The organism is Streptomyces sp. NBC_01460, assembly GCF_036227405.1.
Taxonomy (GTDB): Bacteria; Actinomycetota; Actinomycetes; order Streptomycetales; family Streptomycetaceae; genus Streptomyces.
In genome coordinates this window covers 2,492,334-2,516,707 of record NZ_CP109473.1, presented here as the reverse complement: position 1 = coordinate 2,516,707, position 24,374 = coordinate 2,492,334, and the positions used below count along the sequence as shown (strand labels likewise).

The following is a 24,374-nucleotide window of genomic DNA, read 5'->3' as shown; positions in this document are numbered from 1 at the left end:
GGCCTTCCCAGCAGGTCAGGGCCCGTGCGAAACTCCCGCGGGGGTCACATGGGCGCGTGCCCGTGGGGGAGGAACGACCTGGTGGGAATCAGCAGTGCGCAGACGAAGGACGGCGGCCGTCGCCGCGGTGGCGGCCGGATGCATGACGGTGACGGCGGGCTGCGGTCTCGTGGAGGAGACCGGGACGGTGCCGAAGGCCACCCGGGTCCCCCTCCCCCCGCTCACCGCGGGGACGGTCGCCGACGAGATAGAGGGCTTCGCCCGGGCGGCGGGCCTGCCGCCCGGGGACACCTCCGCAGCCGGACTCCCGAAGGGTGACTGGCACACGTGCGTGGCGCCCTGGACGGGCTACGCGCCGGCGGCGGACGCCGCCGGCGCGTTCGAGGCGACGGTGATGCGGCTCCGGCAGCACGACTGGGAGATCGTCTCCAGCCATGCCGAGCGGGACGTCACCTACCGCACCCTCGCCAAGCGCGGCTGGAAGGTGTACGCGAGGTACTACGCAGCGGAGAGCGCCGGGTGGACCGTGTCGCTCACCGCCGTCGAGGACGGCTGCGAGCTGCCCGGGAAGGTCAGGGCCGGCTACGCGGACCCGGCCTGACAGCCGGAGTCGGCGATCACGAAGTGGCCCGCCGGTGACTCCCTGAGGGTGTGGGTGACGAAGACGTTGTACAGCCCCATGTCCTGGTCCGAACCGTTCGCCCAGGCGTGACCGCCCGAGGTGTGCGCCCGGCCCGCCGTCACATGGGCGTAGTTCGTCGCCGTGAAGCACCGCGCGGGTGCCGTACCGCCCGAGGTGGTCGCGGTCACCGCGGCCGAGCCCGCGCCGGCGGTCCCGGAGGAGTCCGTCGCGGTCACGGAGTAGCGGTAGGAGGTGCCGGCGGTCAGCCCGGTGTCCGTGAAGGAGGCCGAGGCCGTCGTGGTCACCTTCGTCCCGTCGCGGTACACCGCGTAGGAGGCCGCGCCCGTGACCGCGTTCCACGCCAGTGAGGCGGTGCTGTCCGTGACCCCGGTGACCTTCAGGCCGGCCGGGGCGGGCAGGCCGTCCCCACCGCCCGGGGCGCCCTTGTCCAGTCCCCAGAACACGCCCGTGTGGTAGGACGAGCAGACGGTGTTCAGGAAGTAGGCGGCCGTCGACCCGCAGCTGTCGGCGCCCGACCCCGGGCTCACCGGCAGGCCGTGTCCCATGCCGGACACCGAGAAGGTCTCCACGGCGGGCTTCCCCGACGCGTCGGCGTAGACGCTCCGGGTGGTGCCGCCGGGCAGGCTCTGGGTGCTGGACGGGGTCTGGCCGATGCCCCAGACGTCGGTCCACTGGTCGCGCAGGGCCGTGGCGTTGGCCGGGTAGACGGTGTAGTCCGAGGTGCCCTGCCAGATCGCCACCCGGGGCCAGGGGCCGGTCCAGCCCGGGTAGGAGCCGCGGACCTTGTCGCCCCACTGGGCGGCCGAGAGCTTCTGCGGCCCCGTCTGGCAGGCGGACGCGGCGGCCTGGCTGGTGGCGCACTGGGCGGGCAGCCCGGAGGCCACCGAACCGCCGGCGAAGACGTCCGGGTAGGCGGCCAGCAGGTCGGCGGTCATCCCGCCGCCCGCCGAGAGGCCGGTGACGTAGACCCGGCGGCCGTCGGATCCGTACGTCTTCTTCGCGTACTCGACCATCTGCACGACGGACGCGGCCTCGCCCCTGCCCCTCGTGCTCTCCGCCTGGTCGAACCAGCCGAAGCAGGAGAGCGCGTTGTTCGCCGAGGTGGTCTGCGGGAACACGACGTCGAAGCCCCAGAGATCGGCGTACTTCGGCCAGCCCGAGTTGGTGTAGTAGGCGTTCGCCGACTGGGTGCAGCCGTGCAGGGCGACGACGAGCGGAGCGCCCGCGGCCACGGTGTCGGGGGTGTACGTGAACATCTGGAGGTTGCCGGGGTTCGAGCCGAAGCCGGTGACCTGCTGGAGTCCGGCGGCCGCCGGGGCCGCGGGCGCCGCGGAGACCGGATGCGCGGTCAGCAGCGGCAGCACGGCACAGACGGCGACGGAGGCGACGCGGCGGAGCAGGCGTCGCAGGATCGGTGGGCGCACGGTGGGGCCTCCTCATCGGACGTGCGGAAGGGGGGGGAAGGGCGTGGGGAGCTGCTGCCGGAACCTACGAGCCGCAGGCGGAGCCGCCCATGTGGCAGGCGGACATCCGCCGCCCACCGCTGTGTGCGGCGCTCCCCTTGCGTTCCCTCTGCGCCCGCCCCGGGCGTGCCGGACGCGCGGCGGCCAGGCCGGACCGCACCATGTACGCCGCCACCATGCGGCCGCCCCGGGGTGTGTGCACCGACCCCGTGTGATGCGGGCGGCGACATCCTTACGGTGACGCCCATGCAGACTTCCCGGACCCCCCAGCACGACCCCCTCGCCCCCGCGGCCCTCGCCGGGCGCACCGCCCTGGTCACCGGGGCCGCCAGCGGCATCGGACTGGCCTGCGCCGAGGCGCTCGCCGCCGCCGGAGCCCATGTGCACGTGGTGGACAAGCAGGGCGACGCCGCCAGGAGCCTCGCGGCACGGATCGGCGGGACGGCCTGGGTGGCCGACCTCTCCGTGGCCGAGGCGGTGGACGGGCTGCCCGCCGACGCGGACATCGTGGTCAACAACGCGGGGCTGCAGCACGTGGCGCCTGTGCACGAGTTCCCGCCGGACCGCTTCGCGCTGATCCAGCGCGTCATGGTGGAAGCGCCGTTCCGCATCTTGCGCCGCACGCTCCCCGGCATGTACGAACGCGGCTGGGGCCGCGTGGTCAACATCTCGTCCGTGCACGGGCTGCGCGCCAGCCCCTACAAGTCGGCCTACGTCTCGGCCAAGCACGCACTGGAGGGGCTCAGCAAAGTGGTCGCACTCGAAGCGGCGCCGCACGGGGTGACGAGCAACTGCGTCAGCCCCGGCTACGTCCGCACCCCCCTGGTCGAGGACCAGATCGCGGACCAGGCCCGCAGCCACGGCATCTCCGAGCAGGAGGTGGTGGGCCGGGTGCTGCTGGAGCGCAGTGCCCTCAAGTCGCTGATCGAACCCGGCGACGTGGCCGGAGCCGTGCTGTGGCTGTGCGGACCCGGCACGGGACACATCACCGGAAGCTCCCTCACGATGGACGGCGGCTGGACCGCCAACTGAACCCGACCGACCCAGGAAGCCCGGAGAACGATGGAAGCCGGAAGAACGATGGCCGCACATGTCTGAACCGCCCCCCGCCGCGGCGCCCCTCCTGGCGCGCCTCCTCGACCTGCTGGCCGACGACGCCCCCGCCGAGGAGCTGGGCGCCGTCACCTCGGAGGCCAGGGCCGCGGGTGTCTCCCCGGCCGAACTGGCCGAGGTGGAGCGGGCGGCCGCCACCGCCCTGCGGATCAGGGGCGCCCTGCGCCAGCACCGGCGCAGGGAGCTCCAGCTCACCGCCCTCTTCGACACGGCGGGCGACCTGGCGGCCTCCCGGGACCTGGACGACGTGCTGAAGGCGATCGTGCGGCGGGCCAGGATGCTGCTCGGCACCGACACCGCCTATCTGACGCTCCCCGACGAGGAGGCCGGGGACACCTACATGCGGGTGACCGACGGGTCGGTGTCCGTCCTGTTCCAGCGGCTACGCCTCGAACTGGGCGAAGGGCTCGGCGGACTGGTGGCGCAGACCGCCAGCCCCTACGCGACCCCCGACTACCGCACGGACGAGCGCTTCCGCCACACCCGCAACATCAACGCCGGTGTGCTGGACGAAGGCCTCGTCGCCATCCTCGGCGTCCCCCTGCTCCTCGGCTCCAGCCGGGGCGGTACGGGAAAGGTCATCGGCGTCCTCTTCGCGGCCGACCGCGCCGCGCGGGTCTTCAGCCCCGACGAGGTGGCCCTGCTCTGCTCGCTCGCCGCACACGCCGCCATCGCCATCGACACCGCCCGCGCCCTGGACGACACCCGGACCGCCCTGGCGGAACTCGCCGGGGCCAACGCCGAACTGGCCGAGGCCAACGCCGCCGTCCGCGCGCACTCGGCCGCCATGCGGCGCGCCGAGGAGGCCCACGACCGGCTCACCGACCTGGTGCTGCGCGGGGGCGACGTGAAGGACGTCGCCGTCTCCGTCGCCGGACTCCTCGACAGCCCCCTGACCATCCACGACCCGGGCGGGCGCCCGCTGGCCGCCGTACGGCCCGACGGCTCGGGCCTCGCCGCCGACAGCATGGACGCCGGCTGGCTCGTCGCGACCGCCGAGGAGTCCCGCCACGGGGCGCGCGCCGTGCACCGCGACGGCCGCTGGATCTGCGCGGTGCTCGCCGGGCAGGAACTCCTCGCCGGCCTGGTGCTCCACCGGCCCGGCCGGCTCGACGACTCCGACCGGCGGCTCTTCGAACGCGCCGCCGTCGTCACCGGGCTCCTCCTGCTGCTGCGCCGCACGGTCGCCGAGACCGAGAACCGGATACGGGGCGAGCTGATCAGCGACCTGCTCGGCGACCCGGAGCGTGATCCCGCGGGGCTGGCCGAGCGGGGCCGGAGACTCGGCATCGACCTGGACCGGCCGCACCTGCTGCTGGTGGCGGAGGCGGCGGCCCGGGAGAAGCTCGGCGGCGCCGCGATGCGGTACCTGTTCGGCGGTGACATCCACGGCGTGAGCGCCGAGCACGCGGGCACCGTCGTGCTGCTCATCGACTGCGACGGCCGCTCACCGTCCGACGCCGGGGACGCCGCGCGCGCGGCGGCGGCGCAGCTCGGCCACCTCGTCCAGGCGCCCGTCACCGTCGCCGGCACGGGCCCCGCGGGCGGCGCCCGCGCACTGGCCGCCGCCTACGCCGAGGCCGCGCGCTGCCTGCGCGCCCTACGGGTGCTGGGGCGGGAGGGAGAGGGCGCCTGCGTCGACGAACTCGGCTTCCTGGGCGTCGTGCTGGGCAACGCCAAGGACGTCGACGGCTTCGTCACCGCCGTGCTGGGCCCCCTGCTGCGCTACGACGAGCGGCGCGGCACCCATCTCGTGAGGACCCTCCGGGCGTACTTCGGCGCGGGCGGCAGCCTGATCCGGGCCAAGGACGAACTGCACGTGCACGTGAACACCGTGGTGCAGCGCCTCGACCGGATCCAGGTGCTGCTGGGGCGTGACTGGAACGAGCCCGACCGCGCCCTGGAGCTCCAGCTGGCGCTGCGCCTGCACCTGTTGGGGGGCGGCCGGGACGCCCCGTAGGGCCCCGGCCGCCCGGAGCGCTCAGTGCGGGACGGCCGCCCGCAGCAGGGCGTCGGCCACCGCGCGGGCGCCCTTGTCGCCCGTCAGCACGGTGTAGTGGTTGACATCCTCGACGGGTACCGCCAGGACCTTGGTGTCCGGCTGGCCCGCGGCGGCCAGCCGGGTCTCGTCGTAGAGCCCCTGCTCCTCGTTCATGAGCCCCCGTCGGGCCCACAAAAGCGTGGCGGACACCGGGAGTTCGCGTACGGCTGCGAGCACCTCCGCCTGGAACAGGCCCACCCCGTCCGTGCGGACCGCCTCCAGCAGGCAGCCCGAGCGCATCGCCCCTTCCGTGCCCGTCAGGTCGCGCTGGAGGTACGCGTCCACCTCCGGGGACCAGCCCTCGCCGCCGAACGCGGGGTGGGCCCGCCAGAACGACCGGTAGGCCTCCCGGTCGGGGAACGTCATCGAGAGCCGGTCCATGGCCGGCCCGATCACCGCCGTCAGCAGCTCGTCCGCCGACAGGTGGGTGGGGGCGGGGAAGCCGAACCCGCCGTCCACGAGGACCAGTTCGCCGAAGCGGTCCGGGTGCCGCACCGCCGCGAGGGTCGCGACGAACGCCCCCATCGAGTGGCCGGCGAGGACCACGGGGCCGCCCTCACCGACCCCCTTCGCGAGGGCGGCCGCGTCGTCCGCGTGGGCGGCGATGCCGTACGGGCCGGGCAGCCCCGCGCTCCCGGCCCGGCCGCGCAGGTCCGGGGCGACCAGGGTGACGCGGCCGGCCAGCGCGCGGGCGACCGCGCCCCAGGACAGCGCGTTGGCCGTGATGCCGTGCAGGGCCACCACCACCGGGGCGCCGGTCCCCCCGGCGGGCCAGCGCAGCGCGGCCAGTTCGCCGCCGGTGACGGGGACGCGTATCTCCTCGTACGGGATCATCGGTTCTCCTCACGGGTCCTGCGCAGACGGGACGGCAGCCGGGCCAGGCCGCCGGGCAGCAGGTGTACCACGGCGACGAACAGCACCCCGAGCAGGAACAGCGGCTGGGAGAGCGGCACGCGCAGGACCGCGGGCAGGTCGGAGACCGCGCCCGATCCGGCGAGGTCACCGAGCCGGTGGTCCGCCCAGGTGTAGAGGATGCCGCCGACCATCGGGCCCCAGCGGGTACCGGATCCGCCCAGCACCACCATCACCAGCAGCGACAGGGTGAAGTCGGAGGTCGTCGTCTGCGGCGTGGAGCCACCGGTCAGCAGCAGGTGGACGAGCCCGCCTGCCGCCGCCAGCGCCCCCGCGAGGACGAAGGCCGTCAGCTTGAAGCCGTAGGGCCGCAGCCCCAGCACCTCGACCCTGCGCTCGTTCTCCTTGATGCCCTCCCAGACCCGGCCGGTGGGGGAGCGCACCGCCCAGCGGACCACGGCGAGGGTGAGGACGAGGTAGGCGAGCGCGATCCAGTACAGATTCGCCGTGTGGTCGATCCCGACCAGCCAGGACGGCAGCAGCTCCGCCGGAGCGGCCCTGCCCTCCTCGCCACCGGTGAAGCCGCCCGGGTCGCGGGAGACGAGGATCGAGCCGGCCTGGGCGAAGGCGAGCGTCACCATGGAGAAGCCGATCCCGGTGACCCGCAGGCTCACCGAGCCCAGCACCAGGGCGAGCAGGGTGCCGGAGCACAGGCCGAGGAGCGCCGCCACGGGGAACGGCAGGCCCGCCTCCAGCAGGAACATGTTGGTGGCGTAGCTGCCCGCCGCGAAGTACAGCGCGTGCCCGAAGGAGAGCAGCCCCGTGCGGCCGAGCAGCAGGTCGTACCCCGTGGCGAGGGCGCCGAACAGCAGGCAGGTCGCGAGGAGTTGCAGGCTCCCCGGGCTGCCGACCGGACCGTCCAGCAGTCCGGGGACGGGAAGCGCGCTGTAGGGAGCGACGACCAGGAGCACGAGGACGGCGGCCGGCCACCAGCGCAGCAGCCGGTGCCTGTCGCGCCCCGGCGCCGCGGTCACGGCGGCGGGTGCGGGTGTGGTGGCGGTGCTCACGCGAGCCTCCCGGTCAGTCCGCGCGGCCGGACGAGCAGCAGCGCGGCGAGCAGGACGACGACCGCCAGGTCGCCGAGGCCCGCTGCGGTGTAGTAGTTGGCGAACTGCTGGACGAGGCCGATCACGACGGCCGCCACGGCGGCCCCGGTCACCGACCCCATGCCGCCCGTGACCACGACGACGAACGCGAAGATCAGCAGCGAGGTGCCCTGCCGGGGATCGACGGAGCCGAAGTACAGCCCGCCGAGCGCCCCGCCCAGCGCCGCGGCGCAGCCGCCGATCGCGAAGACCAGCGTGAACGCGGTGCGGACGTCGATGCCCAGGGCCGTCACCATCGCGCGGTCCTCGACCCCGGCCCGCACGACCAGGCCGTGCCGGGTCCGGCCGAGGAACAGCCGTAGCGCGACCAGGACGGCCACCGCCGCGGCGATCAGCACCAGCCGGTTGACCGGCACCTCGGCGCCCAGCAGCCCGAAGGTGCCGGACAGCGCCTCGGGGCCAGGGAAGGTCCGGGCGTCGGACCCCCAGATCCCCGACAGCAGGGCGGGCACGGCCAGCCCCACCCCGACCGTGGCGAGCACCTGCTCACGCGGCCGGGTGTACAGGGGCCGTACGACCGCCAGTTCGAGCACGACGGCGGCGAGCGTGCCCACAGCCGTCCCGAACAGGACCGCCAGGGCGAAGCCCCAGCCGCCCGGGCCCGCGCCCGGCAGGTGGCCGGACGCCGCCCACCAGGTGCCGTACGCCCCGACGGAGAGCAGCGCCCCGTGGGCGAAGTTGAGCACGTCCATCAGGCCGAAGATCAGTGAGAGCCCCGACGCGACGAGGAAGTAGAGCGCCCCCAGACCGAGTCCGGTCATGGTGAGCAGCACGATGGTGGACATCAGGAATCCGCCTCCGCGGTGTGGGGGGCGAGCGGGCCGTGGCCCACGCCGAGCAGCCGGCGGGTGGCCTCCGCGTCGCCCAGCAGTCCGGCGGCGTCGCCCCGGTGGGCCGTCCTTCCGTCGGCGAGCACCACGCAGTGCCCGGCGAGCCGGCGGACGACGGCGAGGTTCTGTTCGACGAGCAGCACGGGCACCGCCTCCGCGGCCCGCTCCAGGACCTTGGCGACCTCGGTGACGACCTTGGGGGCGAGGCCCTTGGTGGGCTCGTCGGCGATGATCAGCCGGTTGCCGTTGAGCAGGGTGCGGCCGATGGCCACCATCTGCTGCTGGCCCCCGGACAGGGTCCCGGCCAACTGCGCCCTGCGAAGCTTCAGTTCGGGGAAGAGCTCGTGGACCAGGTCGTACGCGGGACCGTCGGCGCCCCGGCGTTCGGCCAGCCGCAGGTTCTCCGCGACGGTGAGGCCGGCGAAGACCCCCCGGTCCTCGGGGGCGTAGCCGACGCCCCGGCGGACCAGGGTGTGCGTGGGCAGGCCCACGGTCTCCTCGCCGTCGAGGAGCACGCTTCCCTCGCGCGGCACCAGCCCGAGGATGCCGCGTACGGTCGTGGTCTTCCCGGCCCCGTTGCGGCCGAGCAGCGCGGTCACGCCCTGGCGTGCCACCTCCAGGTCCACGCCGTGCAGGATGTGCCGGCCGCCGATCAGGACCCGCAGGCCGCGTACGACGAGCAGCGCGGGCGCCGTCACAGTCCCTCCCCGAGGTAGGCCTGCTGGACGACCGGGTCGGCGGTCACGGCGGCAGGGGTGTCCAGGGCGAGGAGACGGCCGTGGTGCATCACCGCGAGCCGGTCGGCGAGGTCCAGCAGGACGTCCATGTGGTGCTCGACCATGAGCACGGTGCGGCCCTCCTCGCGGTGCAGGGTGCGGATCAGCTCGGTGAGGGCGGGCACCTCCTCGGCGCTCACCCCCGCCATCGGCTCGTCGAGCAGCATGAGCCGGGGCTCGCCCACCAGCAGCACCGCGAGCTCCAGCTTGCGTTTCTCGCCGTGCGAGAGCTCCGCCGCCGTCGCCCCGGCGCGGTGGCCGAGGCCGGTGCGCTCCAGCACGCCGGCCACCTCGGCGGTGTACGGGGACGCGCGCCGCCACAGCCGGTGCGAGCCGCCGTGCCGGGCCTGGGCGGCCAGCCGGACGTGTTCGGCCACGGTCATGCCGGGCCAGAGGCTGGAGGTCTGGAACGTCCGGCCGATCCCGCGCCGCGCACGGGTGTGCACGGGCAGGCCGGTCAGGTCCGCGCCGTCCAGCGCGAGGGTGCCGGCGGTGGGCCGGACGATCCCGCTGACCAGGTTGAACAGGGAGGTCTTGCCCGCCCCGTTGGGCCCGATGAAGGCGAGGAACTCGCCCTCACGGACGGCGAAGGTGACGTCCTCGACGATGGTCGCCCCGCCGACGCGCCAGCCCAGTCCGTCCAGTCGGAGCACGGGAGCGCCCGCCCGTGCCCCCTCCTCCCGCGCGGCGGCGGTGCCGGGTGCGTGCACGGGTCAGCCCGCCGAGGGCTTCGCGGGCGGTGCCACGGCGTCGGCCGGCTCCGTGCTCACCAGCTCGGGCTTCGCCGCGGCGCCGGTGCCCCTCAGCTTCGCGGTGAACATCGGCTGGAGCAGCGCGTGGTCCTCGGCGCGGATCCGCTGCTCGCCCTTCACCCCGTCGAAGCTCCAGCCCTCCAGGGCCTTCGCCATCGCCCCGGTGTCGGTGGCACCGCCCTCCTCGACGGCCCGCACGATCATCTGCGCCGCGGTGAACCCGTCGGTGCTGAACAGGTCGGGGGTGCCGCCCTCCTTCCCGACGCCGTCGAGCATGGCCTTCTCCACGGCGTTGCCGCCGCCGGCGCCGGGGAAGTAGTGCGCGAGGAAGGAGACCTTCGCCCCGGCCGCCCCGAAGACCGGGTACGAGGCCGTCCCCGCCAGTCCGGTGACGACCTTTCCGGCGCTCAGCACACCCTGCTGGTCCAGCGCCGTCCACAGCGCGGGGGCGGTCGCGCCCGCCCAGGCGACGAAGACCAGGTCGGGTCGGCCCGCCTTGACCTGGCGGGCGAACGGCGTCAGATCCGTGGCGCTGGGCGGAGCCAGCACGGAGCCCACCTTCGCCCCCTCGGCGCCCAGGACCGCCTTGACGGCGGCGACGTTGGCCTGGCCGAAGGTGGAGTCCTGCGCGAGGACGGTGACCTTCTTGCCCTTCGGGTCCCCGAGCATGGTGCCCGCGGTGAGGATGTCCTGGTACGACTGCCGGCCGGAGCGGAAGGTGTACGCGTTGACCCCGGTCACGGCGTCCGTGGCGGCCGGGCCGCTGACGTACAGCACCTTGTTCTGGGCGGCCAGCGGGGCCATCTGGAGCGCCACCCCGGAGTCGGTGGTGCCGGCCAGCACCTTGTACCCCTTGCCGATCAGGTTCTTCGCGGCGGACACCGCCTTGCCGGGGTCGCCCGCGTCGTCCTGCTCGGTGACCTCGATGGGGTGGCCGTCCGCCTTGCCGGTGCCCTTCGTCGCGTAGTCGAGGCCGGCCATGAACCCGTCGCGGTACTGCTTCCCGTAGGCGGCGAGCAGCCCGGTACGGGAGTAGACGAGCCCCACCTTCACGGCCTCGTCGGCCTTGGACCCGCTGCCGGACCCGGAGCCGCCCGCCTGTCCGGCGGCGGTGCAGCCCACCAGGAGCAGACCGGTGGCGCCGAGCACGGCCGCGGTCAGGGTTCTTCTGTGGACGGTGGCTACGGCTCTGCGACGCATGTGACCGGCTCCTCGGCAGGGTTCGGGTGATGTGGGCCGAACCGTACGAACACCGTGGCGCCGTCGACATGGTGCAGGGCACCCCACCTGGCCGGGGGCCGGTGTGGGCACCGCACATGGGCAGGTCCCGGCGCGTGTCCGCCGCGGGGCCGGTCAGCCCTCGGCGGCCTGCCGGCCGATCAGTCCGCAGACCGTCTCGATGTCCCGCTTCACCTGGGCGATCGACTCCCTGCCCGACAGCCAGGTGATCAGCGCCGAGTGCCAGGTGTGCTCGATGACGCGGACCACCGACAACTGCTCCTGCGTGGGGTCCTCCAGCCCCATCGCGTCCAGGACGATCGCCGTCGTCAGCCGGGAGACGGCGTCCACCTCGGGGCTGACCCCCCGGTCGGCGAAGGTCAGCGCCCGCACCATGGCGTCCGCCAGGTGCGGATCGCGCTGGAGTGCCCCGAAGGCCCGCATCAGGGTCTCGGCGACCCGCTGGGCGGCGTCGTCCCCGGCGGGCGGCTGCCTGCGGAGGGTGATCTGCAGACTCTGGAGCTGGTCCTGCATGATCGCGACCAGCAGGTGGACCTTGGAGGGGAAGTAGCGGTAGAGCGTGCCCAGGGCGACCCCGGCGGCGTCGGCCACCTCACGCATCTGCACGGCCTCGAAACCGCCCCGTCCGGCGAGCTGCGCGCCCGCCCGCAGGATGCCGCGCCGACGGGCCTCCTGGCGCTCCGTCAGGGGACTCGCTGCCGGCCTGGCTTCCGCTGTCATCTGCCCCATCCAAAAAGGGAGAACCCGTTATCTGTCCGTCCGGCCGCCGGCTTCCGGGCGCGCACATCCGGCCAGGGCGTCCGTCGTGGCGTGAATCACCTGATCCGGCCGTCACGCCGACGCTACCTGCCGGTAGATTCGGTGCGTGTTGAACGAACGAGTCTGAAACTTGTTCTAGATTAGCGCGACCGGTTACGCTCCGGCGAAAACGCAGTGAGAAGGGGGCCGAGTGTGACCGCTGAGGCCATAGAGTCAGGCCCCCTCGCGGGCGGTGGTGCGCCGGGCACCGACGGTGAGCGGCCGTTGCGCATCGCTCTCCTGACGTACAAGGGCAATCCCTTCTGCGGCGGCCAGGGCGTCTACGTCCGCCACCTCGGCCGCGAGCTGGCCCGGCTGGGCCACAGCGTCGAGGTGATCGGCGCCCAGCCCTACCCCGTACTCGACGAGGGCGTCCCGCTCACCGAGCTGCCGAGCCTCGACCTGTACCGCCAGCCCGACCCGTTCCGCACCCCCGGGCGCGGTGAGTACCGCGACTGGATCGACCTCGCCGAGGTCGCCACCATGTGGACCGGCGGCTTCCCCGAGCCCCTCACCTTCAGCCTGCGGGCCCGGCGCCATCTCCTCGCCAGGCGCGGCGACTTCGACGTCGTGCACGACAACCAGACGCTCGGCTACGGCCTGCTCGGGGACCTCGGCGCGCCCCTCGTCACCACGATCCACCACCCGATCACCGTCGACCGCCGACTGGACCTGGACGCGGCGGAGTCGAGGCGCCGCCGCCTGTCCGTGCGCCGCTGGTACGCCTTCACCCGCATGCAGAAGCGCGTCGCCCGCCGCCTGCCGTCGGTCCTCACCGTCTCCGGCTCCTCCCAGCAGGAGATCACCGAGCACCTCGGGGTCCGCCGGGACCGCGTCCACGTCGTGCACATCGGGGCCGACACCGACCTCTGGTCCCCCGACCCCTCGGTCGCCGAGGTCCCCGGCCGCATCGTCACCACCTCCAGCGCCGACGTGCCCCTCAAGGGCCTCGTCCACCTCGTGGAGGCGCTCGCCAAGCTCCGCACCGAGAACCCGGCGGCGCACCTCGTCGTCGTCGGCAGGCGCGCCGAGGACGGCCCCGTGGCCCAGGCCATCGAGCGCTACGGACTCCAGGACGCCGTCGAGTTCGTCAAGGGCATCAGCGACGCCGAGCTCGTCGACCTGGTCCGCAGCGCCCAGGTCTCCTGCGTCCCCTCGCTGTACGAGGGCTTCTCGCTCCCCGCCGCCGAGGCCATGGCCACCGGGACCCCGCTGGTGGCCACCACCGGCGGCGCGATCCCCGAGGTCGCCGGGCCCGACGGGGAGACCTGCCTGGCCGTCCCGCCCGGCGACGCGAGCGCCCTGGCCGCCGCGCTCGCCCGGCTGCTCGGCGACCGTGAGCTGCGCGCCCGCCTCGGTGTGGCGGGCCGCGCCCGGGTGCTGGCCAACTTCACCTGGGCCAGGGCCGCGCTCGGCACCGTCGAGCTGTACCGTCAGTCGATCGCCGCCCGGGGAGCCCGCAGGTGAGCGTCCCCGTGGCCCCCGGAACCCGTACCTCCGACCTCGAAGGCAGGCCCCCGTGCTGACCGTCGACTTCACCCGCTTCCCGCTCGCCGCAGGCGACCGGGTGCTCGATCTGGGCTGCGGCGCCGGCCGGCACGCTTTCGAGTGCTACCGGCGCGGCGCCCAGGTGGTGGCCCTCGACCAGAACGGCGAGGAGATCCGCGAGGTCGCGAAGTGGTTCGCCGCGATGAAGGAGGCCGGTGAGGCGCCCGCGGGCGCGACCGCCACCGCGATGGAGGGCGACGCGCTCAACCTGCCGTTCCCCGACGCCTCGTTCGACGTCGTGATCATCTCCGAGGTCATGGAGCACATCCCGGACGACAAGGGCGTCCTCGCCGAGATGGTCCGCGTGCTGAAGCCGGGCGGACGGATCGCGATCACGGTGCCCCGCTACGGCCCCGAGAAGGTCTGCTGGACGCTCTCCGACGCGTACCACGAGGTCGAGGGCGGCCACATCCGCATCTACAAGGCCGACGAACTCCTCGGCAGGATCCGGGAAGCGGGCCTCAAGCCCTACGGGACCCACCACGCCCACGCGCTGCACAGCCCCTACTGGTGGCTGAAGTGCGCCTTCGGTGTGGACAACGAGAAGGCGTTGCCGGTGCGGGCCTACCACAAGCTGCTGGTCTGGGACATCATGAAGAAGCCGCTGGCCACCCGGGTCGCCGAGCAGCTGCTCAACCCGGTCGTCGGCAAGAGCTTCGTGGCGTACGCGACCAAGCCGCACCTGCCGAAGGCCGAGGCGTGAGCACACCCGAGCAGACCGAACACCTGGTCCTGCCGGGCGTCCTGACCGCGGAGCAGGCGGCCGAGACCGTGGCCGCGCTGCTCTCCGTGCAGTGCGAGGACGGGGCGCTGCCCTGGTTCCGCGGCCACCACCTCGACCCGTGGGACCACACCGAGGCCGCGATGGCCCTGGACGCGGCCGGTGAGCACGAGGCCGCCGCCCGCGCCTACGCCTGGCTGGCCCGCCACCAGAACGAGGACGGCTCCTGGTACGCCGCCTACCACGACGGCGACCCGGAGCGGCCGACCGACCTGGGGCGCGAGACCAACTTCTGCGCCTACGTGGCCGTCGGCGTCTGGCACCACTACCTCGCCACCGGGGACGACGCCTTCGTCGACCGGATGTGGCCGACGGTCTACGCCGCGATCGAGTTCGTGCTGCGGCTCCAGCAGCCCGGCGGCGAGATCGGCTGGAAGCGCGAGGCCGACGGCACGCCCGTCACCGACGCCCTGCTGACCGGCTCCTCCTCCGTCCACCAGGCGCTGCGCTGCGCGCTGGCGCTGGCGGAACAGCGCGAGGAGGCCCAGCCGGACTGGGAGCTGGCGACCGGTGCGCTCGGCCACGCGATCCGCAGCCACCCCGAGCGCTTCCTGGACAAGAGCCGCTACTCGATGGACTGGTACTACCCGGTCCTCGGCGGCGCGGTCACCGGCGCCGCCGCGACACGGCGGATCGAGGACGGCTGGAAGAGCTTCGTGGTGCCCGGCCTCGGAGTGCGCTGCGTCCTCCCCAACCCCTGGGTCACGGGCGGCGAGAGCTGCGAACTGGCCCTGGCGCTCTGGGTGACGGGGGAGTCGGACCGGGCCCTGGAGGTCCTCCAGTCCATCCAGCACCTGCGGGCCGAGGGCGGCCTGTACTGGACGGGGTACGTCTTCGAGGGCGAACGGGCCATATGGCCCGAGGAGCTCACCACCTGGACGGCCGGTTCGCTGCTGCTCGCGGTGGCCGCGCTCGGTGGGGACGAGGCGACCACCGCGGTCTTCAGCGGCGAACGGCTGCCGGCCGGACTGGACCCGGACTGCTGCCGTGAGGAGCCGGCCCGCTAGTGCGGGCAGGCCCTAGTGGCGGCGGACCCGGCCCGCGATGGCGTGACCGATGAACAGATAGACGACTGCGGCGAGACCGTAGCCGGTGACGACGCGAGCCCACGCTTCGTCGAAGGTGAACAGGTCGTACGACCAGCCGGCGAGCCAGTGGGCGGAGTCCTGGACCCACTGGACCAGGTCGTTGCCCCGGTTGGCGTCGAGCAGGTACATCAGGATCCACAGAATGATGATGAATGCCATGATGTCCGCGACGACGGCTATGACGCGTGCGGCGGTACTGCTTCCTGAACCTGATCTGGGAGACATGCTCTCCGGATTGCCGCTTTACCGAGGGTGAAACCCGTCCGGCGTGCACCGGGTGGCGCCCGTCTCCCGCACGGGTGAGCCTGACGAGGAGTGCCGGCTCACGTCACTCACCGTGAAGACCCCGGTCAGGGAGGCCCGTCGTGCCCCGTTCCGCACCCACCCGCCGGTTTCTCGTGGCGCTGTTGCTGTCCTGCGCCCTGCTGGCGGGGGCCACCGCCTGCGGTGACGACGACGACGGCGGCACGCAGGCAGCGGGTTCCGCGAGCCCCGGCCCCACGACGTCGGCCCAGCAGCAGAAGTGGGCCAAGGCGCGCTTCGTGGCGAACGCGGGCCTGGCGGCGGGGGCGGCGTACCAGTGGATCGTGAAGCCCTACCGGGCCGGCACGTTCAAGAAGGGCGCCGACGGGCGGACCTTCGCGATGGTCAAGGCGGGCGTCGCGGGGGCGTTCACGTACAACCGGCTCAAGGCCGCGGAGGACAACGCCAAGGGCGACCCGCTCCTCGCGAAGGCCGTCGCACCGCTGACCGCCGGGATCGCGTCGCTCAAGGACGTGGTCACCAGGATGACCAGGGGCGAGCCGGGCGCCGGCGAGGTGGGGGCGTTCGAGAGCGTCATCGACAGCGTCAAGGACGCCGGGAAGAGCGCGGGCGCCGAGGTACGGAACAAGGTCCCGTCCGCCTCGCAGCTGAGCGGATAATCCACTGGGAGAGCCGTCGTACGCCGCATAGGGTGCGAGGATGACCCACCTCGCGCACGCGCGCTACTGCGACGAGATCGTCGCCCAGACCGACCGCCTGGGCGCGCTGATCACGGACGCCGGCCTGTCCCGGAGGGTTCCCACCTGCCCCGACTGGAACCTGCGCGAACTCGTCCTCCACGTCGGCGGCGCACACCGCTGGGCCGGAGAGATCGTCCGCCGCAGGGCGGCCGACGAGGTCCCCGACGACCAGGTGCCGGGCACCGGAGGTCCGGCCGGCGGTGACGCGGCCGCTCTCCGCGCCTGGCTGGCGGAGGGCGCCGCCGCGACCGCGGAGGCCCTGCGCGAGGCGGGCCCGGACACGGGGGTCTGGACCTGGGCCTGGGAACGCCGGACCGCGTTCTGGGCCCGGCGCATGGCCCACGAGACCGCCGTCCACCGGGCGGACGCGGCCCTGGCCACGGGGACGGCGTACGAGGTGGCCCCCGACCTGGCCGCCGACACGATCACCGAGTGGCTGCAGATCGTCGCCTTCGCCCAGGCGGAGGGCGACCCGGAGGCGGCCGAACTGAGCGGTGGGGGACGGTCCTTGCACCTGCACGCCACGGATGTGCCGGGGGCGGAGTGGCTGATCGAGTTCGGTGAGGACGGCTTCACCTGGCGCCACGCCCACGCGAAGGCGACCGTGGCCCTGCGGGGTCCGCTGACCGGGCTGATGCTGGCGTTCAACCGCAGGCAGAAGCCCGACGAGGGCGGGCTCGAAGTCCTCGGCGACCGGGGGCTCCTGGACTTCTGGCTGGACAGGTCGTCCTTCGGCTGAGCACCGCCCCGGCTCCCCGGACACGCCGATGGCCCCCACCCTTGCGGGCGGGGGCCATCGGCGTGCGTCGGATCAGCCGCGCTGGATGCCCGTGGTGTCCTGGAGGACACCACGACGGCCGTCCTGCGTCTGGGCGATGAGCCCGGGACCGCGCTGCTCGACCGCGAGGTACCACGTGCCCGGCGCGAGCTCGGCGATCGGGTTGGGAGCGCCGTCCTCGCCGTACAGCGGACGCGCCACGGGCACCGCGAACCAGAACGGAGTGAAGTCGCCGGCCGGCGCGCCACCGCTCTGCGGCGCCTGCTGCGCGGCCTGCTGGTGCTCCGGCTGACCGGACTGGCCGGGCTGCTGGCCGGTCTGGCCCGGCTGGGCACCGTACGGCTGCGGCTGACCGGGCTGCGCGCCGAACTGCTGCTGGCCACCGGGGTAGCCGTAGCCCTGGGCGGGCTGCTGGCCGTAGGCCGGCTGCACGGGCTGCGCCGGGCGCGGTGCGCCCAGCAGCGGGGCCTTGAGGGCGGGGACCAGCGGGGTGGCCACGGCGCCGCCGGCCAGCACGAGGGTGGCCAGCAGACCCAGGATCAGGCCGGCGCCCGCGTCACCCGCGTCGATGATCGTCCAGAACATGGTCCACAGGGCGTACACGGTGAACGCGGCCCCGAACTGGCCCAGTTCGAAGCCGACCACCTTGCGGCCCGGCATCGCGCGGCTGACGATCAGCAGCGCGGCGCCGATGATGCCGGCCAGGTAGATGCCCATGAGGATGGAGAGCGAGTCCCAGGCGTTCGCGCTGAAGCCCGAGCAGTCCACGCCCGAGGGGCAGTCGTAGCCGGAGAGGTCGAGGAAAGAGGCGATGAACAGCACGACCGCTGCTCCGATCACCACGCCGTCGCCTCGAGTGAGGGATCGGATATTCACGTGAAGGTCCTTAGTCGGTCGTATCGTCGGGGCGGTCGTCGATGCCGCCGGACGGCGGGTACGGCGCGAAGCTCGGGGGCGGCTCCCCATCGTACGGATGAATCTATCGTCTGCCCGGGCGGGTTGTGATGCTGCCCGGACCTCGGACCGGCTATCCCCCCGATGTCGCCACCATCCGTGCAGAACTACTTCTCCAGATAGCTGCCGATGCCCTCGGCGATACCGAGAGCCGCTTTCCGGCGCCAGCCCTCATCGGTCAGCAGGGCGGCGTCCTTCGGGTCACGCATATTGCCGCATTCGATGAACACTTTGGGCACGGTCGAGAGATTCAGGCCGCCGAGATCGTCACGGGTGTCCAGCCCGGTGCCTCCGCCGATGTAATTGGAGGGGGCACTTCCGGTGACGCGTACGTAATTCCCTGCGATCCGTTCCCCCAGTTCACGCGAAGGGGCCACGATCTTCGCGGTGTCGACGTCGCCGCCGTTCACGGCTGCGGGGAGAATGACGTGGAATCCCCTGTTGCCGGCCGCGGAACCGTCCGCGTGGACCGAGACCACCGCGTCGGCCCGCTCCTCGTTGCCGATCCGCGCGCGTTCGTCGACGCACGGGCCGAAGGGGCGGTCCCCGTCCTGGGTCAGGACGACCCTCGCGCCCCGCGCCTCCAGCAGCGTGCGCAGCCGGCGGGAGACGTCGAGGGTGAACCGGGCCTCCGCGTAACCCGAGTCGGTGGCCGTGCCCGTGGTGTCGCACTCCTTGCGCCCCGTGCCGATGTCCACCGAGGCGTTGATCTCCCGGGTGTGGTCGCGGTTCCCCGGGTTGTGCCCGGGGTCGATCACCACGGTGCGCCCCGTGAGCGGGCCCTGTGGCAGGGGCTCCCCGGACGTGCGGCCCGTCGACGGGCTCGCGTCCGGATCCGCTGAACGCCGGGGCGAAGAGGAGGAGGGCGGCGCGGACGACGCCGGCCGGGACGCGGTCGCGGGCCCGTCGGCGGATCCGCCGTCGCCCGCGCAGCCTGCGGCGGTCAGACAGACGCCTGCCAGCGCCGCGGCGGCCAGAGCGGGCCTTCGGGGCCTGCCCGGGCGCGGGGTGGGGGGAGGGGAGTCGTCGTGGCGCACGTCGCGATGCTATCCGTGGCCCTCAGATCCCCGTCCCCGTACGCCGCAGGACGCGCAGTGAGTCCGTCACCGAGATCTCGGTGAACGCCCCTGACGCCAGGGCGCGTTGGTGGACGCGGTAGGGGGCCTGTCCGCCGTCGGCCGGGTCGGGGAACACGTCGTGGATCACGAGCAGTCCGCCGTCGGCCACCTTCGGCGCCCAGCCCTCGTAGTCGCCGTTCGCGTGTTCGTCGGTGTGCCCGCCGTCGATGAACACGAGGCCGAGCTGCCCGCCCCACACCGCCGCGACCTGCGGGGAACGCCCGACGAGCGCCACCACGTGCTCCTCCAGGCCCGCCCGGTGCAGCGTGCGCCGGAACGTCGGGAGGGTGTCCATCAGACCGATCTCCGGGTCGACGACCGAGGGGTCGTGGTACTCCCAGCCGGGCTGCTGCTCCTCGCTGCCCCGGTGGTGGTCGACGGTCAGGGCCGTCACCCCGGCCGCCCGGGCGGCGGCGGCCAGCAGGATCGCGGACCGCCCGCAGTACGTGCCGACCTCCAGGAGCGGCAGCCCGGACGCGGCGGCCTCGACGGCGGCGGCGTACAGCGCGAGCCCTTCGCGGACCGGCATGAATCCCTTGGCGGCCTCGAAGGCGGCGAGGACATCCGGCTCGGGACGGGCGGGCTCGGCGGGCTCGGCGGGCTCGGCGGCCACGGGTTCCTCCTGGTGGGGCGGCGGATCGGACGGCGTCCCATCGTGCCGTACGCCCCCGCGACACAGGTCGGCGGGGGCGTACGGGTGGGGTGGGCCCGGGTCGGGGCAGGCCCCTGGCCGAGGCTGCCGGGTCAGGTCAGCAGCTCTGCCAGAGTCGGGTCATGACCCGGACGCCGAAGCGCAGGCCCTCCAGCGGGACGCGTTCGTCCACGCCGTGGAAGAGCCGGCCGTAGTCCAGGTCGTGCGGGAGCTTGAGCCCCTTGAAGCCGAAGCAGCGGATGCCCAGGTGGGTGAACGCCTTGGCGTCGGTGCCGCCGGGGTTGCAGTAGGGCACGGGGTGGCCGTCCGGGTCCTCGGCGCGCACCGCGTCGCACATCGCGTCGACCAGCGGACCCTCGAACGCCGTCTCCATCGCGATGTCGTGGTTGACCCACTCGCGGCTGACGGAGGGCAGCAGCAGCCGGTCGATCGTGTCGATCAGCTCCTGCTCGTGGCCGGGAAGGAAGCGGCCGTCGACCCGGGCGGTGGCCTTCCCCGGGATCACGTTGGTCTGGTAACCCGCCGAGAACATGGTGGGGTTGGCGGAGTTGCGCAGCACCACCTGCATGAAGTCCGCCACCGGCCCCAGCCGGGACAGCGTGCCCTCGATGTCGTCCTCGTCGAACGCGACGCCGTACAGCCGGGCGGCCTCCTGGAGCAGGGCGCGGACCGGTTCGATCAGCCGGACCGGGAAGGTCTCGCGGCCGATGCGGGTGAGGGACTCGGCGAGGTCGGTGACCGCGTTCTCGTCGTTGGGGGAGGAACCGTGGCCGGCCCGGCCCGTGGCGGTGAGCTCCATCCAGGCCATCCCGCGCTGGGCGTTCTCGATCGGGTACAGCCGCCGGGTGTCGTCGAGGGCGAAGGAGAAGCCGCCGCCCTCGCCGATCGCCTCGGTGACCCCGGCGAACAGCTCGGGACGGTGCTCGACCAGCCAGTGCGCGCCGAACTTCCCGCCCGCCTCCTCGTCGGCGAGGAAGGCGAGGACCAGATCGCGTGCGGGCCGGATCCCGGTCCGGGCGAAGTGCCGGGCGGTGGCCAGCACGACCGCGACCGTGTCCTTCATGTCGATCGCGCCGCGCCCCCAGAGGTAGCCGTCGCGGATCTCACCGGAGAACGGCGGCACCTGCCACTCGGAGGCGTCGGCGGGCACGACGTCGAGGTGGCCGTGGACCAGGAGGGCGCCCCGGTCCGGGTCGGAGCCCGCGATGCGCGCGATGACGTTGGCGCGGCCGGGGGCGGACTCCACCCGTACGGAGTCGATGCCGGCCTCGGCGAGCCGGGCCACGACCCAGTCCGCCGCCGCGCTCTCGTCGCTCGTCGGGTTGGAGGTGTCGAAGCGGATCAGCTCGGCGCAGAGGCCGACGGCCTCCTCCTGGGCCTCTTCGGAAGCGGGGACGATGCTCATGCTGCTCCTGCCGGGGTGGTGACGTGGGCGGCGGGAGCGGGGGTGTGCGCGTCGTCGTCCAGGGTGGAGGTGCCGTACGGCCTGATCCAGCCCAGCAGGCCGAGCACGCAGTACAGCAGGAAGGCGGTGGCCAGCGAGTTGAGGGCCGGGATACCGCCGTCGTAGAACTTGCCGACGCAGAACGCGGCGACCCAGATGGCCAGGGACATCGGCACCCAGGTGGGAGAGGTCGCGGGGAGCGTCTGTGCCTCACGGGTCTCGTCCAGGGGCCGCCGCATCCGCTTCACGACCCAGTACTCCGCGACGATGATCCCGCCGATCGGCGGGATCATCACGCCCAGCAGGGAGAGGAACTCCGTGAAGTGGGTCATGATGCCGACCGCGGAGAGGAGGGTGCCCGCGGCCCCGAGGGCGACGGTGACGACCCCGCGGTGCAGCCGCCTGCCGAAGACGACCTGGAAGAAGTTGACGACGCCGAGCGAGGAGCCGTACAGGTTCCAGTCGTTGATCTTGGCGGTGGACATCAGGACCACGATCACGCCGAACGCGCCCGAGGTGGAGAGCACGATGTGCGAGACCTCGCTGGACTTCACCAGGTGGCCGAGGAGCACGCCGACCATGCCGACGATGTACTCGGAGAGGATCATCGAGGAGGCGCTCTGCACGAAGACGTGCGAGCCCTTCCTGTTGTAGCGGGTCATCTCCGGGGAGACGATCGCACCCGTCATGTAGCCGCCCGCGATCGCGGTGGCGGCCACCGCGAGCGGGATGGTCTCACCGGGCGGCGGCGAGCTCATCAGGTCGCCGAGCGAGTGGTCGTTCAGCGTCGTGACGACGGACCAGGCGACCATGGCGAAGAAGAGCGGGGTGACGATCTTCGCGAACATGGCCATGTACCGGAAGCCGAAGATCACCAGGGCGGTGATGGCGATGCCCGCGACGACGCACCACATCCAGGACGGGCCGCCGACCAGCGCCGAGACGCTGTCGCCGAAGATCGTGTTCTGGACGCCGAACCAGCCGACCAGACTGACCGCGATGACGAAGCTGACGAGCGCCGAGCCGTTGCGGCCGAAGCCCACCCAGCGGGTCAGCATCGGGGTCGCCAGACCCTCGCGCATCCCCGCAAGACCGATCGCGAAGATCACGATCTCCAGGATCACGGCGCCGAGGGTGAAGGCGAGGAAGGCGTCCCCGAAGGTCATCCCGACACCGATGGTGGCACCGAGCGTGAACTGCGAGATCGACCCGGACTGTGCCAGCCACTGCAGGAGCATCGACCAGAAGCCGAAGCGCTTCTCGCGCGGCACCCGGGAGAGCGCGTAGTCGTCGCTGCCGATGCTCTTGGCCTCGGGGGCCGTGGCGGCGGCCCGGCTGTCGGATGCCATCAGGACTCCAGGGGTGTGCGGCCGAAGGTCTGCAGGTGAGCCAGCGACCCGTAGCGGGTGACGAGGTTGTCGAACTCCACCGCGTCGTGGAAGTCCAGGGTTCCGGCGCCGAAGGCCTTGGCGACCTCGACGGCGTACCGGGCGGCGGAGGCGATGTCCGTCTCGTGGCTCGCGCCCGTCTGGCAGCCCGGCACCGCGGCGGCCGAGGTGACCGCCAGACCGACGACCGGGGCGGCGGTCGCGGTGGAGGGCTGCAGGATCGAATTGATGTGGTGTGCACCGTTACCGTACGGGGTGATGTCCTGCGTGGTCACGGGGTACGTGACCAACGGCTCACCGGTCACCACCGCGAGCAGCTCGCCGAGCTGCTCGGAGACGCGGAGCACCCAGCCCTCCTTGACGGTGGGCGAGAGGGCCAGGCCCTTGTGGTTGATGATCCGGTTGCCCTTGGTGGTGTCGATGGAGAGCACGGCCTCCATCTCGCCGGTGACCTCGTGCCGGTTCATCGTGGCGATGTCCACCGGGGACCCCATGAACGGGACCGGGTCGTGCGGCTCGGTCGGGGCGCTCGGGCAGATGTGCGTGGCGACGATCACGTCACCGGGGAGCGCGTCGCCCCGGCGGCGCATGTCCAGCAGCTTGGCGGCCGTGGCGAGCGCCGAGGCCGCGCCGTCGGCGTCGGACACGAGCCCGGTCACCTCCGGCCGGGCGCCGACGCCGCCCAGCCGGCCGACCACGCCGAGGGTCCGGGCGTCGCCGCCCGAGGTGCGCCCGCGGGTGCCCGGGATGCGGACGAGTACGAAGTCCGTCGCCCCCCGGTCGCCGGTGACCGTCGTGACCTCGGCCGCGGAGCCCGCGGCCCCGGCGACGGAGTCGAGGTATCCGGCGACGGACTTGCCGCTGACCTGCGGGTCGTCCAGCAGCTCGACGATGTCCAGTACGTACTTGAGCATGGGGGGCCTTTCTCCGGAGCGGGACACCCGCCCGGCGCGACCACGGGGAAGCGCGGGGCGGGGTGCTGGAGCAACATTCGGGATCCGCTACCGTGGAACGCAACTGTTTCCCGTTATCTGCAATTCAGGTCTGAATGGTGAGATGCTGCTGATGGCCGACTTCGATCTGGACCGCCGCACCCCCGCCGGGGCCCTGCAGACCGTCGACCGGGCGCTCCTGGTGCTGCTCGCCTTCGAGCGGACCCGTCCCGACTGGGGCGTCACCGAGGTCGCCGAGGAGTTCGGCTGGGACACCTCGGTCGCCCAGCGCCTGCTGGCCACGCTCGCCGGCCGGGGCTTCCTGGTCTCCGACCCCGTCACCCGCCGCTACCGCATCGGCCCCGCCGTGCTGCGGCTCGGCCGGCTCTGGGAGCGCTCCGGGTCGCTGGAGCTGCTCGCCGCGCCGGTGCTGGAGGAGCTGCGCCGGACCACCGGCGACACCGTCCTGTTCTGCCTGCCCGACAGCTTCCACATGCGGTGCGTGGCCGCCGAGGAGGGCGAGACCGGGCCGCTGCGCTACTACCCGCTCGTCGGGGAGCTGTACCCGGCGCACGCCGGGGCGACCAGCAAGTCGTTCTACGCGTACCTGCCCGACGACCAGCGCCACCGGCTCTTCCGCGGCCGCCCCATGGCGCGCTTCACCGACCGGACCGTCACCGACCCGGACCTCCTGGAACAGGAGTTCCTCAAGGTCCGCGCCCAGGGCTACGCCTGGACCGTCGGCGAGTACGACACCGGGATCGCGACCGTCGCGGTGCCGGTGTTCCTGGGCCGCGAGCCCTACGGCAGCCTCAGCCTCGGCGGAGGCGTGGACCGCTTCCAGGGGGCGCCCGAGGACCGGCTCGACGCCCTGCGCCACGCCGCGCACCTGCTGGAGCAGCGGCTCACCCACCCGCCCCAGCGGCCCAGGTCCCGCGCGGGACGCCCCCGTAGCGCCTGACCACCGACCCGTACCGCCCGACCGGCTCTCCGCTCCCACCGCACGAGGAACCT

General features: G+C 73.2%; 24 protein-coding genes. 9 read left to right on the top strand and 15 right to left on the bottom strand.

All coding sequences use genetic code 11. From position 1 onward, the window contains the following. The first annotated feature begins 94 nt into the window (after positions 1-94). Positions 95-601, top strand: coding sequence for a hypothetical protein (locus OG488_RS11195; RefSeq protein WP_329228321.1), 507 nt, complete (start codon positions 95-97; stop codon positions 599-601). Here the strand turns inward: OG488_RS11195 and OG488_RS11190 are convergent. Beyond that, positions 583-2,067, bottom strand: a complete 1,485-nt coding sequence (locus tag OG488_RS11190; protein ID WP_329228319.1) for an extracellular catalytic domain type 1 short-chain-length polyhydroxyalkanoate depolymerase — start codon at positions 2,065-2,067, stop codon at positions 583-585. The genes OG488_RS11195 and OG488_RS11190 overlap by 19 nt on opposite strands. Before the next feature lie 285 nt (positions 2,068-2,352). On the opposite strand from OG488_RS11190, the gene OG488_RS11185 reads away from it, so the two are divergent. Beyond that, entirely contained in the window at positions 2,353-3,138 is a 786-nt protein-coding gene (locus OG488_RS11185; protein WP_329228317.1) for a 3-hydroxybutyrate dehydrogenase, read from the top strand. Positions 3,139-3,196: 58 nt separating this feature from the next. Further along, entirely contained in the window at positions 3,197-5,179 is a 1,983-nt protein-coding gene (locus OG488_RS11180) for a helix-turn-helix domain-containing protein (protein ID WP_329228314.1), read from the top strand. A gap of 21 nt (positions 5,180-5,200) precedes the next feature. On the opposite strand, the gene OG488_RS11175 is transcribed toward OG488_RS11180, so the two are convergent. The 7 genes from OG488_RS11175 to OG488_RS11145 all read right to left on the bottom strand — a co-directional run bounded on the left by OG488_RS11175 (position 5,201) and on the right by OG488_RS11145 (position 11,595). Further along, a complete protein-coding gene (locus tag OG488_RS11175; protein ID WP_329228312.1) occupies positions 5,201-6,094 on the bottom strand; it encodes an alpha/beta fold hydrolase in 894 nt (297 codons plus the stop codon). Continuing rightward, the gene (locus OG488_RS11170; RefSeq protein WP_405695215.1) at positions 6,091-7,179 is read right to left on the bottom strand and encodes a branched-chain amino acid ABC transporter permease; all 1,089 of its coding nucleotides are present in this window, start codon (positions 7,177-7,179) and stop codon (positions 6,091-6,093) included. Before OG488_RS11170 ends, OG488_RS11175 begins: the two co-directional genes overlap by 4 nt. After that, positions 7,176-8,063 carry a branched-chain amino acid ABC transporter permease gene (locus OG488_RS11165; RefSeq protein ID WP_329228310.1) on the bottom strand — a complete coding sequence of 296 codons (888 nt, stop codon included), beginning with the start codon at positions 8,061-8,063 and terminating at the stop codon, positions 7,176-7,178. Before OG488_RS11165 ends, OG488_RS11170 begins: the two co-directional genes overlap by 4 nt. Beyond that, complete coding sequence (locus OG488_RS11160; protein ID WP_329228308.1) at positions 8,063-8,806, bottom strand: ABC transporter ATP-binding protein; 744 nt, start codon at positions 8,804-8,806, stop codon at positions 8,063-8,065. Before OG488_RS11160 ends, OG488_RS11165 begins: the two co-directional genes overlap by 1 nt. Further along, positions 8,803-9,594: an ABC transporter ATP-binding protein gene (locus OG488_RS11155; protein ID WP_329228307.1), complete on the bottom strand. Its 792-nt coding sequence runs from the start codon at positions 9,592-9,594 to the stop codon at positions 8,803-8,805. Before OG488_RS11155 ends, OG488_RS11160 begins: the two co-directional genes overlap by 4 nt. 3 nt (positions 9,595-9,597) lie before the next feature. After that, positions 9,598-10,836, bottom strand: a complete 1,239-nt coding sequence (locus tag OG488_RS11150) for a substrate-binding domain-containing protein (RefSeq protein ID WP_329228305.1) — start codon at positions 10,834-10,836, stop codon at positions 9,598-9,600. Between the two features lie 153 nt (positions 10,837-10,989). After that, on the bottom strand, positions 10,990-11,595 hold the full coding sequence (locus OG488_RS11145) for a TetR family transcriptional regulator (RefSeq protein WP_329228303.1): 606 nt from the start codon (positions 11,593-11,595) through the stop codon (positions 10,990-10,992). A gap of 231 nt (positions 11,596-11,826) precedes the next feature. Between OG488_RS11145 and OG488_RS11140 the strand changes: the two genes are divergently transcribed. The 3 genes from OG488_RS11140 to OG488_RS11130 are packed head-to-tail and all read left to right on the top strand — an operon-like array spanning position 11,827 to position 15,009. After that, positions 11,827-13,140 carry a glycosyltransferase family 4 protein gene (locus tag OG488_RS11140; RefSeq protein ID WP_329228302.1) on the top strand — a complete coding sequence of 438 codons (1,314 nt, stop codon included), beginning with the start codon at positions 11,827-11,829 and terminating at the stop codon, positions 13,138-13,140. Positions 13,141-13,192: 52 nt separating this feature from the next. Next, on the top strand, positions 13,193-13,924 hold the full coding sequence (locus OG488_RS11135) for a class I SAM-dependent methyltransferase (protein ID WP_250287468.1): 732 nt from the start codon (positions 13,193-13,195) through the stop codon (positions 13,922-13,924). Beyond that, on the top strand, positions 13,921-15,009 hold the full coding sequence (locus OG488_RS11130; protein WP_329228300.1) for a prenyltransferase: 1,089 nt from the start codon (positions 13,921-13,923) through the stop codon (positions 15,007-15,009). The genes OG488_RS11135 and OG488_RS11130 overlap by 4 nt, the downstream gene beginning before the upstream one ends. Before the next feature lie 12 nt (positions 15,010-15,021). Here the strand turns inward: OG488_RS11130 and OG488_RS11125 are convergent, their stop codons facing one another. Further along, positions 15,022-15,315 (bottom strand): hypothetical protein, encoded by a 294-nt coding sequence (locus OG488_RS11125; protein WP_329228298.1) that lies wholly within the window; start codon positions 15,313-15,315, stop codon positions 15,022-15,024. Between the two features lie 140 nt (positions 15,316-15,455). Between OG488_RS11125 and OG488_RS11120 the strand changes: the two genes are divergently transcribed. Both OG488_RS11120 and OG488_RS11115 read left to right on the top strand, forming a co-directional pair. Next, the gene (locus OG488_RS11120; RefSeq protein ID WP_329228297.1) at positions 15,456-16,013 is read left to right on the top strand and encodes a hypothetical protein; all 558 of its coding nucleotides are present in this window, start codon (positions 15,456-15,458) and stop codon (positions 16,011-16,013) included. 40 nt (positions 16,014-16,053) lie between these two features. Beyond that, positions 16,054-16,833 (top strand): maleylpyruvate isomerase family mycothiol-dependent enzyme, encoded by a 780-nt coding sequence (locus OG488_RS11115; protein ID WP_329228295.1) that lies wholly within the window; start codon positions 16,054-16,056, stop codon positions 16,831-16,833. Between the two features lie 72 nt (positions 16,834-16,905). On the opposite strand, the gene OG488_RS11110 is transcribed toward OG488_RS11115, so the two are convergent. The 6 genes from OG488_RS11110 to OG488_RS11085 form a co-directional block, all read right to left on the bottom strand. Further along, complete coding sequence (locus OG488_RS11110; protein ID WP_329228293.1) at positions 16,906-17,748, bottom strand: DUF5336 domain-containing protein; 843 nt, start codon at positions 17,746-17,748, stop codon at positions 16,906-16,908. 185 nt (positions 17,749-17,933) lie between these two features. Then, the gene (locus OG488_RS11105) at positions 17,934-18,863 is read right to left on the bottom strand and encodes an N-acetylmuramoyl-L-alanine amidase (protein WP_329228291.1); all 930 of its coding nucleotides are present in this window, start codon (positions 18,861-18,863) and stop codon (positions 17,934-17,936) included. 22 nt (positions 18,864-18,885) lie between these two features. Beyond that, positions 18,886-19,473 carry a class I SAM-dependent methyltransferase gene (locus OG488_RS11100; RefSeq protein WP_329238574.1) on the bottom strand — a complete coding sequence of 196 codons (588 nt, stop codon included), beginning with the start codon at positions 19,471-19,473 and terminating at the stop codon, positions 18,886-18,888. Between the two features lie 220 nt (positions 19,474-19,693). Next, positions 19,694-21,001, bottom strand: a complete 1,308-nt coding sequence (locus OG488_RS11095) for a M20/M25/M40 family metallo-hydrolase (protein ID WP_329228289.1) — start codon at positions 20,999-21,001, stop codon at positions 19,694-19,696. Continuing rightward, positions 20,998-22,389 (bottom strand): cytosine permease, encoded by a 1,392-nt coding sequence (locus OG488_RS11090; protein ID WP_329228287.1) that lies wholly within the window; start codon positions 22,387-22,389, stop codon positions 20,998-21,000. Before OG488_RS11090 ends, OG488_RS11095 begins: the two co-directional genes overlap by 4 nt. Continuing rightward, positions 22,389-23,342, bottom strand: a complete 954-nt coding sequence (locus OG488_RS11085; RefSeq protein ID WP_329228285.1) for a DUF1177 domain-containing protein — start codon at positions 23,340-23,342, stop codon at positions 22,389-22,391. Before OG488_RS11085 ends, OG488_RS11090 begins: the two co-directional genes overlap by 1 nt. A 151-nt stretch (positions 23,343-23,493) precedes the next feature. Here OG488_RS11085 and OG488_RS11080 point away from each other — a divergent pair, with 151 nt between their 5' ends. Beyond that, positions 23,494-24,321, top strand: a complete 828-nt coding sequence (locus tag OG488_RS11080) for an IclR family transcriptional regulator (protein ID WP_329228283.1) — start codon at positions 23,494-23,496, stop codon at positions 24,319-24,321. Positions 24,322-24,374: the final 53 nt, after the last annotated feature.